Genomic DNA, 13,307 nt, shown 5'->3' on the forward strand with positions numbered 1-13,307 from the left:
CCGGCGGCCGGATCGACCGCTTCGGCATGCCGGTCGATCCCGGCAACCTGCTCTGCTTCGGCCGCATCGGCGCGGTGCCCGCCATCGTCCTGCCCGGCTGCGCCCGCAGCCCCAGGCTCAACGGCATCGACTTCGTGCTCGACCGCGTCTTCGCCGGCGAACCCCTTGATGACGCGCTGATCGCCTCGATGGGCATTGGCGGCTTGCTCAAGGATTTCGCCCCCCGCCCCGAACCCCGCGTGCCGCGCGCCACTCGCCGCACCGCGCCGAAAATCGCCGTCATCGTGCTGGCCGCCGGACGTTCCTCGCGCGCCGCCCCACAGAACAAGCTCCTCGCCCGCCTGCAGGATGGCCGCGCCCTCGTCGCCGCGACGGTCGATCACGCGCTCGCCGCCCGCGCCGCCCTCGTCCTCGTCGTCACCGGCCATCAGGACGATGCGGTGCGCGAGGCGCTGACCGGCCGCCCGGTCCGCTTCGTCCACGCCGCCGCCTTCGCCTCCGGCATGGCCGCGAGCCTCGCCGCCGGCATCAATGCCTTGCCGGCGGACACGGCGGCGGCGCTGATCTGCCTTGGCGACATGCCACTGGTCGATGCAGCCGCGATCGACCGGATGATCGCCGCCTACGACCCCGACGAGGGCCGCGCCATCGTTGTCCCCACCCATCGCGGCCGCCGGGGCAACCCGATCCTCTGGGACCGGAGCTTCTTCCCCGAAATCGCCGCCCTCACCGGCGATGCCGGCGCGCGCCACATCCTCGCCCGCCATGTCGACCGGATCGCCGAGGTCGAAATGCCCGACGATGCCGTCCTGCGCGATTTTGACACGCGGGACGCGCTGGCCGAACTCAAGGACCGCCCATGAAACCAGGACTGATCATCTCCCGCGTGCTGCCCGCACCGGTCGAGGCTCGCGCCGCCGAGGGCTTCGCCGCCCGCTTCCTGGCGCAGGACGGCGCTTTCGACGCCGCCGCCTTCCTCGCCGCGCTCGATGGCGCCGCCGCCGCCCTGATCACCCCGGCCGACCGGCTCGACGCAGCGGCCATCGCCCGCATCCCCGCCACCCTGCGCGTCCTCGCCACCTTCTCCGTCGGCACCGACCATATCGATCTCGACGCCGCGAAATCGCGCGGCCTCGCCGTGGTCAACACGCCGGACGTGCTCTCCTTCGCCACCGCCGAGCTTGCCCTTACGCTGATGCTAGCCGCCGCCCGCCGCGCCGGCGAGGGCGAGCGCATCGTCCGCGCCCGCGCCTGGCCGGGCTGGACACCCACCTACCTCCTCGGCACCAGCCTCCAGGGCAAGACGCTCGGCATCCTCGGCATGGGCCGCATCGGCCAGGCGCTGGCGCGGATGGCGCAGGGCCTGTCGATGTGCGTCGTCTATCACAACCGCCGCCGCCTGCCGCCTGAGCAGGAGGGCGGCGCCGCCTTCATCGCCGACGAGGCCGACTTCCTCGCCGGGGCGGACGTCCTGTCGATCCACCTGCCCGGCGGCGCCGCGACGCTGCGCTGGCTGAACGCCGCGCGCATCGCCCGCCTCAAGCCGGGCGCCATCGTCGTCAATACCGGCCGCGGCACCACGATCGACGATGAAGCCCTCGCCGCTGCACTCGCCAGCGGCCATCTTGGCGCCGCCGGGCTCGACGTCTTTCCCGCCGAACCCGCCGTGCCCGAGGTCTATCTCGGTCTCGAGAATGTCGTCCTGCTGCCCCATCTCGGCAGCGCCACGCGCGAGACCCGCACTGCGATGGGCATGCTGGCGCTCGACGGGATCGAGGAGGTGCTGGCAGGGCGGAGCCCCGCCAACCTCGTCGCCTGATCATTTCGGCCGCAGGTCGCGCACCCGCTTTGCCTTGCCGACCGACCGCTCGAGAGTCCCAGGCGGTTCGATGACCACATGCGCTGTGACGCCGATCGTCGCCTTGATGTGATGCGCAAAGGCGGCGGCCTCGCCGGCGAGTCCGGCGCCGTCCCAGTGCTCGGGGCGGCACTCGGCCCGCACCGTCATCTCGTCCAGCCGCTGCGGCCGCGTCAGCTCGATCACGAAATGCCCGCTGCCCCATTCGTTGGCGAGCAGCAATTCCTCGATCTGGCTCGGAAACAGGTTCACGCCGCGGAGAATGATCATGTCGTCCGCCCGCCCGCCGATCTTCTCCATCCGCCGCATCCCCGGCCGCGCCGTACCAGGCAGCAGCCGCGTGAGGTCGCGTGTCCGGTAGCGGATGATCGGCATCGCCTCGTGGCTCAGCGCAGTCAGCACCAGCTCGCCGGTCTCCCCATCCGGCAGCACCGCGCCGGTCGCCGGATCGATGATCTCGGGGTAGAAATGGTCCTCCCAGAGATGCAGCCCGTCCTTGGTCTCGACGCATTCCTGCGCCACCCCCGGCCCCATCAGCTCCGAAAGCCCGTAGATATCGGTCGCCTCGATGCCGAACGCCGATTCGATCTCGGCGCGCATCGCATTGGTCCAGGGTTCCGCGCCGAAAATTCCGTATTGCAGTGCTGTCGCCCGCGGATCGCGCCCCTGGCGGCGGAACTCGTCGAGGATCGCGAGCGCGTAGCTCGGCGTCACCATGATGATCTCGGGCCCGAAATCCGCGATCAACTGCACCTGCCGCTCGGTCATCCCGCCCGAGGCCGGCACCACCGTGCAGCCGAGCCGCTCCGCGCCCGCATGCGCGCCGAGCCCGCCGGTGAACAGCCCATAGCCGTAGGCGACATGCACCATCATGCCCGCCCGTCCGCCCGCCGCCCGGATCGACCGCGCGACCAGCCCGGCCCAGACATCGAGATCCGCCCGCGTATAGCCCACCACGATCGGCCGTCCCGTCGTCCCGGACGAGGCGTGCAGCCGCAACACCTCGCCGCGCGGCACCGCGAACATGCCGAACGGATAGGTCTGCCGCAGATCGTCCTTCACCGTGAACGGAAACCGCGCCAGATCCTCCGGCCGCTGCAAATCCTCCGGTCGCACCCCCGCCGCGTCGAACGCCGAGCGATAGAATGGCACGCGCTCATAGGCATGGCGCAGCGCCTCCCTCAGCCGCCTCGTCTGCAGCGCGACAACCTCGTCACGCGAGGCGAATTCGACGTCCCGCTCCATCCCGCTACCCTCCGTTGTCATCGAGCCACGAGCCGCCGATCGTGCGCGACTGTCCGCGGAACGCCGCGACGATTCCATCATCGTTGCTGACCGAAACATCGTAGATCCCGTTCCGCCCGCGCCGCGCCACCTCCCGCGCGGTGGCGATGAGCCGCTCCCCCGGCCGCGCCGGTGCGAGGAAGGTGATCGAGCAATGCGCCGCCACCGCCCGCTCGCCATGTGAGTTGCAGGCGAAGGCGAAGGCCGAATCGGCCAGGGTGAAGATCAGCCCGCCATGCGCGGTGCCGTGCCCGTTGGCCATTGCCGCGCCGAGACGCAGCGAGAGTGTCGCGAAACCGGGCCCGATCTCGTCGAGCTCGATGCCGAGCGACCGCGTCGCCCGGTCCACCTCGAACATCGCCTGGCCGACATGGCGGGCAATGTTGTCCGCGGACTCGGGTGGGGGCGGCTGATGTTCCTCCGTCATGGCGGCGTGCGTTCCTCCTCGGACGCGCCGTTGCACGGCGCTTGCCCCGAGTGTGCCGCAAAAGCCGGATCGCGCAACCACCGCTGCTGCGCCAGCCGCGTGTGAGGCCTCACTCCGCCATCATCGGTTGCACAATAGCCGCGCCGTCCGGCAACGAGCCGGCGCCCGGCACGTTAGTTGGCCGCGTGCGGCGGTTGACCGGCATGCGGCACGGTCGTGATCCGCGCCAGCTGTGCCACCATGTCGCGAGCCTCGGCCGCCGGCATGTCTGCGCTCAGCACGCGTTGCGCCGAGGCTTCATCCCCGGCCATCGCCAGCGCAGCGGCGTAATTCGCGCGTTCCGGCGCCGAGGCCTGCGCCCCCTGCGCGAGCGGCGCGATGATCGCCGCGCCGGCGCCAGGCTGTCCTTCGAGCGCGGTCGCAAGCCCCAGATTGGCACGCGCCGCCGCGAACGACGGGCGGAGCGCCAGCGCCTTGCGGAATGCCGGAACCGCGGCGCCGAACGCGCCCCGCTTGGCAAGGGCGACGCCGAGATCATTGAAGGCGACGGCGTTGTGCGGATCGTCGCCCGCCGCCTGCCGGAACGCAGCAACCGCGCCCCGACCATTCGTGCGGAGCGCACAGCGCCCGAGGCCGATCTCCGCTCCCGCCGTGTGTGGCGCGGCCTTCAGCACCGCCCGGTAATCGGCCGACGCCGTCCGGCAGTCGCCGAGCAGATAGGCGGCGTCGCCATGCACCAGCCGCGCCTCGTCATTGCCAGGATCAACCTTCAGCACCGCGTTGGCGACATGCAGGGCGAGATCCGGCCGGTTGCCCGCAAGCGCCGTTCTGGCAACGTTCAGCGTGTTGGCGCCGAGCGTCGGTTCGTTCGCACCCATTCTTTGCGGCGCCGCGCAGCCGGCGAGCGATGCCGCGGCGAGGGCGAGCACCGCCGCCCGCATCTGCCGGGTGCGGTTCCCCGTGGCGCTCATTGTCCGCTCCCTCCCATTCCGCCGGACGACGCGGCCAGGCCGCCGCCCGCGCCGCCGAGCGAGGTACCGCCGCCGCCTGCGCTACCCGCCGCGCCGGACGTGGATGATGAGGATGATGATTTCAGCGCCTTGCCTACCGCCGTCTCGGCGATCGGGCCGGTGAAGCTGGCGTCGCCATGCCCGCCAACCAGGTCGTGCGGATTGACCAGTTCGACGGCGATATTGTGCATCGGCGCGTCGTTCTCGTGCCAATTGCCCGGCTGCGCGAACGGGTCGTTGCTGGCGCAGCCGGCCAGCAGGGCGGCCGCGCCCGCCAGGGTGACGAGAACGATCAGACGTGACTTGCGCATGGGGCTCACCGCAGGATGAAGCCGGCCTGGCCGGGCAGGACGATCTCGCGGCGGGCGCCGCCGCTGTCACGATGCAGGACGATCCGCTGGATCTGGTTGGGGGGAGACCAGCCCTCGTCCGGCGTCATCAGCTGTCCGGCGTTGTTCACGGGCTTGACGAGGTAGGGCGTCACCAGGATCACGAGTTCCTGTTCCTGGCGGTTGTAGTTGTCGTCGCGGAAGGCGGCGCCGAGTACCGGCATGTCGCCGAGGCCGGGCACCGACTTGTCGGTCTGGTTGCTGCTGTTGCTCAGCAGCCCGGCGATGGCGAGCGTTTGCCCGCTGCCGATCACCACCGTCGTCGAGGCCGATTGCGTCGACAGCGACGGTACCACGATGGACGTGCCGGCCACCGCGATCTGGAAGGCGTTCTGTGTCGTCGGCGAGCTTACCGTCGGCTGGACATGCAGGATGATGCTGCCATTGTCGAGCACCACCGGCCGGAACTTCAGCTGCACGCCGAATTTCTTGTACTGCACCGTCACCTGGCCGTTCTGCCCCGGCACCGGCACCGGGAAGGACCCGCCGTCGATGAAGCTGGCGCTCTGCCCCGACAGCGCCGTCAGTGTCGGCTCCGCCAGGATATGCGCGAGATTGTCGCTGTTCAGCGCGTCCAGCACGCTGTCGATCGCGCCGCCGCCCACCGAAAGCCCCGCATTGTAGCTGCCCGCCGCCGGCGTCGCCGGGCTCGAGCCGTTCAGCACGTCGAGCGCGCTGAAGCCGAACAGGAACTTGCCCACCGAGATGCCGTTGCCGGCGCTCTGCCAGTTGATGCCGAGCTGCTGGGCGATGGTGCGCGACATCTGCGCGATCCGCACCTTGAGCGCCACCTGCTGGGGCAGCCGCACCTCGGTCTGGTTGACCACTTTGGCGCCCGTGCCGGCGATCAGGTGCGCCTGCTGCATGATCTGGTAATCCTGCACCGGCGTCGGCACGTTGCCGCGCACGACGACGCCGTTGGCGGCACTCGAAATCGAGAGCCTGGCGCCGGGCGCCGACCGCGTGGCGCCGGCGCGGATGGCCGCGGCCGGATAGGTCTTCGGCGTCACCGCGACATGCAGTGTGGCAACGGCGTGGCCCTGCGCGTCGGTCACCGCGACGGTGGTGAAGCCGGGCGCCGTGCCGAACACGAAGAGCGTGTGCGCGCTTGCCGGCCGCACGGCGACGACGCCGGGATCGGCCACGAAGACATTTGCCGCCGACCCTTTGAGGGTGATGAGCCTGCCGCTACCCTGCTCGATCGTGAGGCCCTGGGCCCGCGCAGCTTCGGCCGGCCGCATTGTGGCGTGTCGCGCCGGCGAGGCGGCGGCGGGAACCAGCGCGGCGCCGAACGCCGCGGCCAGAAGCGCCGGAATAAGCCGGCGAGGGGGAGGGAGTGCCGCTCTGCGTCGGCGCGGTGCCGGTCCGTCTCATGCCGGGTCTCGCCGCGCGGGACGGAAGCATCTGTCCAGTCGAAGGGCCAAGGCGATCTGTCCTCAAATGGGGCCGGCGCCGCCTGGCGCCGGAGCCGGGTCAAGGGACCCGCCATTCACGGACTCTAGAGAAGTTGCCTTAACGAATGGTTGCCATTGCGCATTTCGCACGGCGAAAACCGAAAACCACGTTCCTGTGTGCGATACCCCCTTGCCGATTGGGCAACCTATGGCATGATCGCGTCAACTAAATTGAAAACCGTCTACAACAAGGGGAGACTAGAATGTCCGGAAAGAAAGCAGCGCTCGCCGCGGTCATCGCTGGCGCGGCCGTGGCGGTCGCGGCACCGGCGGCTCAGGCCGCCAGTCCGATCGTCGTTGGCATCACCTCGGAAATCGGCACCATTCCCGGCAAGGCCATCGCCAATGGTGCCGTGCTCGCCGCCGAGCAGATCAACGCGGCCGGCGGCATCAATGGCCGTCCGCTCAAGCTCGTGATCGAGGACGACCACCTCTCGACGACCGACGCGATCCGCTCCTTCCAGCGCATGGTCCGGCAGGACCATGCGGTCGCCATCGTCGGCACCTTCGTCAGCGAGGTGGCGCTGGCGCTCGAACCCTGGGCCGCACGGCTGCACGAGCCCTATCTGATCACAGGCGCCGCCGCCAACGAGCTGTCTGAATACGTCCACAAGGATTTCAAGGCGCACCAGTACATCTTCCATGCCTACATGCCGGCGGCCTATCTCGCCCAGGCCGTCTGCGATGCGACGAAAGACACGCTGGTCGACCAGTTCCACATGAAGACGGCCGTGGTCATGAGCGAGGACGCCGCCTGGACCAAGCCGCTCGACGCCGGCTACGATGCGTGCCTGCCCAAGATCGGCGTCAAGGTGCTCGACAATATCCGCTTCGCGCCGAACACGTCCGATTTCACCCCGATCTACCAGAAGATCGAGAAGCTCAACCCCAACGTGATCATCGCCGGCTGGGCCCATGTCGGCGTGCAGCCGACGGTGCAGTGGGCGCAGCAGAAGGTGCCCATCGCGCTCGCCGGAATCAACGCCCAGGCCGGCTCCTCGGTGTTCTGGAAAGCAACCAACGGCGCGACCGAAGGTGTCATCACCGGCAGCACCTCGGCCCCCGGCGTCGCCATCACGCCGAAGACCCTGCCGTTCACCGACGCCTACCAGAAGAAGTTCGGCTATTCCCCGGCCTACTCCGCGTATTCGACCTATGATGCCGTCTATGCGCTCGCCGACGCGCTGAAGCGCGCGAAATCGACCAAGGCGCTTGCCATCGTGCACGCCCTCGAGAAGACCAACATGGTCGGTACCCAGGGCCGCATCGCCTTCCAGGGCGCCAAGAGCAAGTTCGCCCACGCCCTGAAATATGGGCCGGACTATGTCACCGGCGTCGCCATCCAGTGGCAGGACGGTCAGCAGAAATGCGTCTGGCCGCTCAAGCTGGCGAATGCGAAGGTCGTCTTCCCGAGCTTCGTCAAGCTGCCGCCGAAGTCCTGACCATCCCGCGCTCCCGCCGGCCGCATCCGCGCCGGCGGGAGTCCCGCACGATTTCGCCTGACCTGGGAGGGTAGGACTTGCTCGCGATTCAGATCCTGATCGACGGCTTCGCGATCAGCACGCTCTACGCGCTCGGCGCGCTGGGCTTCACGCTTATCTTCGGCGTCTCCGGCGTCCTCAACCTCGCGCATGGCGGCCTGATGGTCATCGCCGCGATGATCGCCTGGTATGTCGGCACCTCGATCGGCCTTGGCCCCTATGTCGGCGCCGCCGCCGGACTTGCCGTCTGCCTTGTCGCGGCGCTGGTCACTTACGGCGGCATCGTCCGCCCGATCGAAAATTCGCGCGCCGTCCCCGCGCACGAGCGCGAACTCTTCGTGCTGACGGCGACGCTGCTCTGGGGTGTGATGATCCAGGAGGCGCTGTCCTACGCCTTCACCAACAGCCCGATCACGGTGCAGCCGCTGATCGCCGGCACGGTGTCCATCCTCGGCGTGCGCACCCCGATCAACGAGATCTTCATCGCCGCCGTTGCCTGGGCGGTGATGGGCGCGCTGTGGCTGCTGGTGAACCGCACGCGGATCGGGCGCCGCCTGCTCGCCGCCTCGATCAACCCGCGCGCGCTCACCCTGCTCGGCTTCGAACTCGACCAGATCTATCTCTTCGTCTGGGTGATCTACGGCCTCCTCGCGGGTATCGCCGGCGTGCTGCTCGGCAGCTTCCTCGGCTCGGGCTCGGGCTATGTGCCGGGCCTGACAGGCAGTGCCTTCACCATCGTGGTGCTGGGCGGCCTCGGCTCGGTCTCCGGCACACTGATCGCCGCCTATATCGTCGGCTACATCGAAACCCTGACGGCCTATCTGGTCTCGCCCTCGCTGCGCGAGGTGCCGGCGCTCATCCTTCTCGTCGTGGTGATCTACATGCGGCCGCAAGGGCTGCTGGGACGGCGCTGATGTCGACGATTCCGAAATCCCGCCTGGTGGCGCTCGCGGTCTTCCTCATCGTGCTGGCGCTCTTTCCGCTCGGCGCCAACGGCTACATCCTCGGCGTGCTGACCACCGCCTTCTACTTCGCCGTCTTCGCGATGTCGTGGGACCTGCTGTTCGGCTATGCCGGCGAGGTCAATTTCGGCCCGACCTTCCTGATCGGCCTCGGCGCCTATGGCGCGGGCATGTCCAACGCGCTGCTCGGCCTGCCGGTGCCGCTCGCGGTCGTCGTCGGCGCGATCGTCGCGGTGGCCGGCGGCGTTGCCCTGGCCATCCCGGCGCTGCGTCTTTCCGGCCCCTATCTCGGCCTGATCACCCTGGTCTCGGTGCTGCTCCTGCAACAGGCCATCGTCATCTTCGCCGGCGTCACCGGCGGCGAGATCGGCCTCTCGGTGCCGGACGTGCTCTCGATCAGCAGCGCCGTGAACTACGAATACGCGCTCGCCTTCATGCTGGTCAGCGGCCTGATCCTGTTCCTCATCTCCCGCTCCTCGCTGGGCATGATCCTGCAGGCCGCAGGGCAGGATCAGGTGGCCGCGGCCGCGCTCGGCTTCAACGCCACCCGCCACAAGATCCTCGCCTTCGCCGTCTCCGCGCTGTTCTCCGGCCTCGCCGGCGCCTTCCTCGTCTTCTATCTCGGCACCGCCTCGGTCAGCGCCGTGGTCGACATCTCGATCGGCGTGCGCGTGATCATCGCCGCCGTGCTCGGCGGCCGCCGCACCATCATCGGCGGCGCCATCGGCTCGGTCTTCCTCATCGTCGCCGGCGAACTGCTCCGCCCGATCGGCCAGCTCTCCACCTTCGTCGTCGCGCTGATCGCGCTGGTGGTGATCGTGCTGTTCCCGGACGGTCTGCTTGGCTTGCTGCCGCACCGGAGGGGCGCATGAATTCCACCACCCCGCGCCTTGCCGTCAGCGGGCTGCACAAGCGCTTCGGCGGCCTGATCGCCGTCAAGTCGCTCGACTTCAACCTCTATCCCGGCGAGATCCTCGGCCTGATCGGGCCGAACGGCTCGGGCAAGTCCACGGTCATGCAGATGATCATGGGCGTGGTCCGCCCCACCGCCGGGCAGATCCTGCTCGACGGCGAGGACATCGCCGGCCGCCCGACCTACGACATCGCCCGCGCCGGGGTCGGCATCGTTTTCCAGCACTCCCGCCCGCTGAGGCTGCAAACCGTGCTGGAAAATATCCTGCTCGGCCTGCTGCCCGACAGTCTCAGCCGCCTCCGCCCACCGCCCGGCGCGATCGATACGGCGCGGCGCATCGGCGAGGAATGCGGTCTCGGCGACGTGCTCGACCGCCTGCCGGCGACGCTTCCCTTCGCCGATCTGCGGCGGATGGAACTCGCCAAGGCCATCGCGCGCGACCCCCGCGTGGTCCTGGTCGACGAACCCTTCGCCGGCCTGACCAGCACCGAGGTGCACGATTTCTCCGCCCTGATCCGCCGCTTCCGCGACCAGGGCCGCGCCGTCATGCTGGTCGACCACAACGTCAAGAGCATCGCCTCTTTAGCGGACCGCGTGCTCGCCCTCTATCTCGGCGAGAAGATCGCCGAGGGCTCCTCCGAGCAGGTGATGCGGGATGAAACCGTCCGCCGCGTCTATCTCGGCGGCGGCATCGAGACCCACGAACGCCCCGAGGCCGAGATCGCCGCCCACAAGGTGCTGCTCCAGGTCAAGGATGTCAGCGTCTTCTACGGCAAGGCGCAGGCGCTGGAGAATGTCTCCCTCACCGTTCACGAGGGTGAGTTCGTCTCCATCGTCGGCCTCAACGGCGCCGGCAAGACCTCGCTGTTCAACGCGATTTCCGGCCTCGTCCCGTTCCGCGGCGCGATCAGCTGGGATGGCGCGACGCGCGGCCGCGAATCGGCGGCGGAAATTGCCCGCGCCGGAATCGTCCAGTGCCCGGAAACCCGCGAGCTGTTCGGCCGCCTGTCGGTCGCCGAGAATCTCGAACTCGCCGGCCAGCGTCTGCCACCCGGTGAGCGCTCGTCCCGGCTCGACTGGTTGCACGAGTTGTTTCCCATCCTGCGCGTGCGCGGCACCCAGGAGGCGCGCACCCTTTCCGGCGGCGAGCAGCAGATGCTCGCCATCGCCCGCTCGCTGATGCTCAAGCCGCGCCTGCTCGTCCTCGACGAGCCGACTCTCGGCCTCGCTCCGGTGATCCTCGGCCAGCTCTCCGAGGCACTGTCCCGCCTGCGCGAGACGACCGACATTACGGTTCTCCTCGGCGAGCAGAACGTCACCTTCGCCCTGCCGCATGCCGACCGCATCTATGTGATCGAGCATGGCCGCATCATCTGGGACGGCACGCCGACCCGTTTCGCGGCTGAAGCGGGTACGGGTTATCTATAAAAACCGAATATTCAGCGTCTTATGTGGCAAAATGGACACAAAAAAGGGAAAAATTACAATCTCGCCATCTTGTCGAATGACAGGACATTGCCGGGCCGATGGGCCGGGGGCATGAATATTCAGAAAAGAATAACTCAACAACAACAGGAGACAGTCCAAATGTTCGAATACTTTTCAGGAAAAGTCACGAGGTCCGCGGGCGTTGCCGCTGGTGCGGCCTTCGGCGTGGCGCTTGCCGTCTCGTCGATGATGCAGCCGGCCCGCGCCGGCGGTCCGCTGCCCTATGACGGTCCCGCGCCGCCACCCAATGTCAGCGTCGCCTTCCTCTACAACCAGTTCGCTTCGGCGAGCACATTCTACACGGCGAACGGCACCAAGCTCGGCAACACCCACATCCAGACCGACGTGCCGGTGCTGCGCTTCGTCCACACGTTTAGCCCGATCGACGGCATGCCTTGGGGCGTTCAGGTCATCGCCCCCTATGTCTCCTTCCTCGGCAACCAGGAGGTCGGCGGCGGCAGTGTGTCGCACCAGAGCGGCTTCGCCGAGCCGCAACTTTCCGCATTCCTCTACCCGGTCAATCATCCGAGCCAGGATGAAACCGTGGTGCTGGCCTACTTCCTCAGCCCGCCCTCGGGCTCCTACAACCCCAGCATCGCGCTCAACGCGAGCACCAACAACTGGGTGAACAATTTCGAAATCGGCTACATGCACAAGGTCTTCGGTCAGGCCAAGGGCAAGCGGCTTGATCTAGAGGTCTGGGCCGACGGGTATTTCTACGGCAATACCAACGTTCAGACCGGCGTCCACCTCAAGACCGACCCGGCTGCGCAGTTCATCGTCTACGCGCCCTATTACTTCCACCCGCAGACCGACGCCTATGTCGGCCTCAGCTTCGAGAAAACCTTCGGCGGCAAGATATCCGAAGTCAATCCGCTGGGGACGTTCGATACCGGTAGCCGCAACAACTTCACCCGCATCGGCGTCATCGCCGGCTCGTTCCTCTCGCCGACGATCTTCGCCCAAGCCCAGCTCGCGACCGACGTTCAGGCCCGCGGCGGCGCCAAGAACGACATCTTCTTCCAGGTCCAGGTCGGCAAGGTCTTCTGACCTCACCCCCTTCGGAATGGCGGGAAGCCCGGGCCTCAGGCCCGGGCTTTTCTCATTCCGCGGTGCCGGTGGGCAGGGCGGCGCGCAGCATGGCGAGGTTGCGCTCCAGCACCGGCAGCGCCTCCTGCGCCTTCTGCCGGAAGGCCGCGTTGCGTCCCTCGCGCAGTTCGCCCTGGAACACCGCGATAGCGCTCTCATGGCTGCTGATCTCGTCGCGCAGGAACTCGACGGTCAGGTTCGGCTCGGGATGATAGCTGAGCGAGACGAGCTTTTCCTTGAGGTCAAAGGGCAGCGTGTTCGGCAGCGTCACGCCCTCCTGGGCCGCAAGGGCGCGCAGCTGCGGCTTGTAGGTCGCTGCATCGGCGCAGACCTTGTCCACCGCGGGCATCGCCGCAGGCTCGATCGGCCCCTTGCGGACGAAGGAGCAGGCGTCGATGTCGAACTGCACGAGCTGATACGCACTCGTGATGAAAGCGAGATCCGCCGGCCCGAGGGCGGCGCTTTCGGGAGCGCGTGCCGTGCTCGAGCAGCCGGCGAGGGCCAGCATCGCGGCCAGGGCGGCATATCGGAATACAGGGTTCATGATCTTGTCTCCATGAGAAAGCCGTGCGTTTGCAGAATAACGCTGGCACGCCGACTCGCGACCGTCATTGATTCATCGCATCCGGTCCGCCGCCATTTTATTGTTGCGTCGACGCAATATGCTCGCTATGGTTGTAATATTGACGGCGCCGGCTCCCGCGACTGTTTCCGGCGAGACACTCTCCTCCCATTTTCCCTCCTGGCCCCGGTGCGCTCCGGGGCCATTTCCTTGTGGCGGAATGGCGGTAAAATTGCCCGATTTTCATGTGTTCCACACATGATCGCGGAGCGGAGTGGATTTGTTAACCCGTTCCTGTTACGTTCTCGCGATGCGTTGAGGAACAGGGATGCAAACCTGACGTAAATGACATGCTCGCGTCACCCGTGTGCAGCGTCTCTTCTGTTACAT

13 protein-coding genes are annotated in these 13,307 nt (G+C 67.8%); 7 read left to right on the forward strand and 6 right to left on the reverse strand.

All coding sequences use genetic code 11. From position 1 onward, the window contains the following. Window positions 1–863 (forward strand): nucleotidyltransferase family protein (locus tag APM_RS04135; RefSeq protein WP_007422095.1); only part of this gene is annotated, 863 nt, incomplete at its 5' end. After that, window positions 860–1,819: a D-glycerate dehydrogenase gene (locus APM_RS04140; RefSeq protein WP_007422096.1), complete on the forward strand. Its 960-nt coding sequence runs from the start codon at window positions 860–862 to the stop codon at window positions 1,817–1,819. The genes APM_RS04135 and APM_RS04140, both read left to right, overlap by 4 nt. On the opposite strand, the gene paaK is transcribed toward APM_RS04140, so the two are convergent. The 5 genes from paaK to APM_RS04165 form a co-directional block, all read right to left on the reverse strand. Further along, the gene (gene paaK / locus APM_RS04145) at window positions 1,820–3,103 is read right to left on the reverse strand and encodes a phenylacetate--CoA ligase PaaK (RefSeq protein WP_007422097.1); all 1,284 of its coding nucleotides are present in this window, start codon (window positions 3,101–3,103) and stop codon (window positions 1,820–1,822) included. Window positions 3,104–3,107: 4 nt separating this feature from the next. Beyond that, entirely contained in the window at window positions 3,108–3,569 is a 462-nt protein-coding gene (paaI, locus tag APM_RS04150; RefSeq protein WP_007422098.1) for a hydroxyphenylacetyl-CoA thioesterase PaaI, read from the reverse strand. A gap of 173 nt (window positions 3,570–3,742) precedes the next feature. After that, window positions 3,743–4,540 (reverse strand): tetratricopeptide repeat protein, encoded by a 798-nt coding sequence (locus tag APM_RS04155; RefSeq protein WP_007422099.1) that lies wholly within the window; start codon window positions 4,538–4,540, stop codon window positions 3,743–3,745. Beyond that, window positions 4,537–4,890 carry a hypothetical protein gene (locus tag APM_RS04160; RefSeq protein WP_007422100.1) on the reverse strand — a complete coding sequence of 118 codons (354 nt, stop codon included), beginning with the start codon at window positions 4,888–4,890 and terminating at the stop codon, window positions 4,537–4,539. Before APM_RS04160 ends, APM_RS04155 begins: the two co-directional genes overlap by 4 nt. A 5-nt stretch (window positions 4,891–4,895) precedes the next feature. Beyond that, window positions 4,896–6,209, reverse strand: a complete 1,314-nt coding sequence (locus APM_RS04165) for a type II and III secretion system protein family protein (protein WP_007422101.1) — start codon at window positions 6,207–6,209, stop codon at window positions 4,896–4,898. A gap of 416 nt (window positions 6,210–6,625) precedes the next feature. Here APM_RS04165 and APM_RS04170 point away from each other — a divergent pair, with 416 nt between their 5' ends. From APM_RS04170 to APM_RS04190, 5 genes are all read left to right on the forward strand, one after another. Further along, complete coding sequence (locus tag APM_RS04170; RefSeq protein WP_007422102.1) at window positions 6,626–7,864, forward strand: ABC transporter substrate-binding protein; 1,239 nt, start codon at window positions 6,626–6,628, stop codon at window positions 7,862–7,864. Window positions 7,865–7,941: 77 nt separating this feature from the next. Continuing rightward, on the forward strand, window positions 7,942–8,817 hold the full coding sequence (locus APM_RS04175) for a branched-chain amino acid ABC transporter permease (protein WP_007422103.1): 876 nt from the start codon (window positions 7,942–7,944) through the stop codon (window positions 8,815–8,817). Next, window positions 8,817–9,737 (forward strand): branched-chain amino acid ABC transporter permease, encoded by a 921-nt coding sequence (locus APM_RS04180; RefSeq protein WP_007422104.1) that lies wholly within the window; start codon window positions 8,817–8,819, stop codon window positions 9,735–9,737. Before APM_RS04175 ends, APM_RS04180 begins: the two co-directional genes overlap by 1 nt. Next, window positions 9,734–11,206, forward strand: a complete 1,473-nt coding sequence (locus APM_RS04185; RefSeq protein ID WP_007422105.1) for an ATP-binding cassette domain-containing protein — start codon at window positions 9,734–9,736, stop codon at window positions 11,204–11,206. The genes APM_RS04180 and APM_RS04185 overlap by 4 nt, the downstream gene beginning before the upstream one ends. Window positions 11,207–11,365: 159 nt before the next feature. After that, window positions 11,366–12,316, forward strand: a complete 951-nt coding sequence (locus APM_RS04190; protein ID WP_158004988.1) for a transporter — start codon at window positions 11,366–11,368, stop codon at window positions 12,314–12,316. Window positions 12,317–12,368: 52 nt separating this feature from the next. Here APM_RS04190 and APM_RS04195 read toward each other — a convergent pair whose 3' ends face one another. Then, complete coding sequence (locus APM_RS04195; protein WP_007422107.1) at window positions 12,369–12,899, reverse strand: DUF4142 domain-containing protein; 531 nt, start codon at window positions 12,897–12,899, stop codon at window positions 12,369–12,371. Between the last annotated feature and the right edge of the window lie 408 nt (window positions 12,900–13,307).

Source organism: Acidiphilium sp. PM (genome assembly GCF_000219295.1).
In the GTDB taxonomy this organism is placed as follows: Bacteria; Pseudomonadota; Alphaproteobacteria; order Acetobacterales; family Acetobacteraceae; genus Acidiphilium; species Acidiphilium multivorum.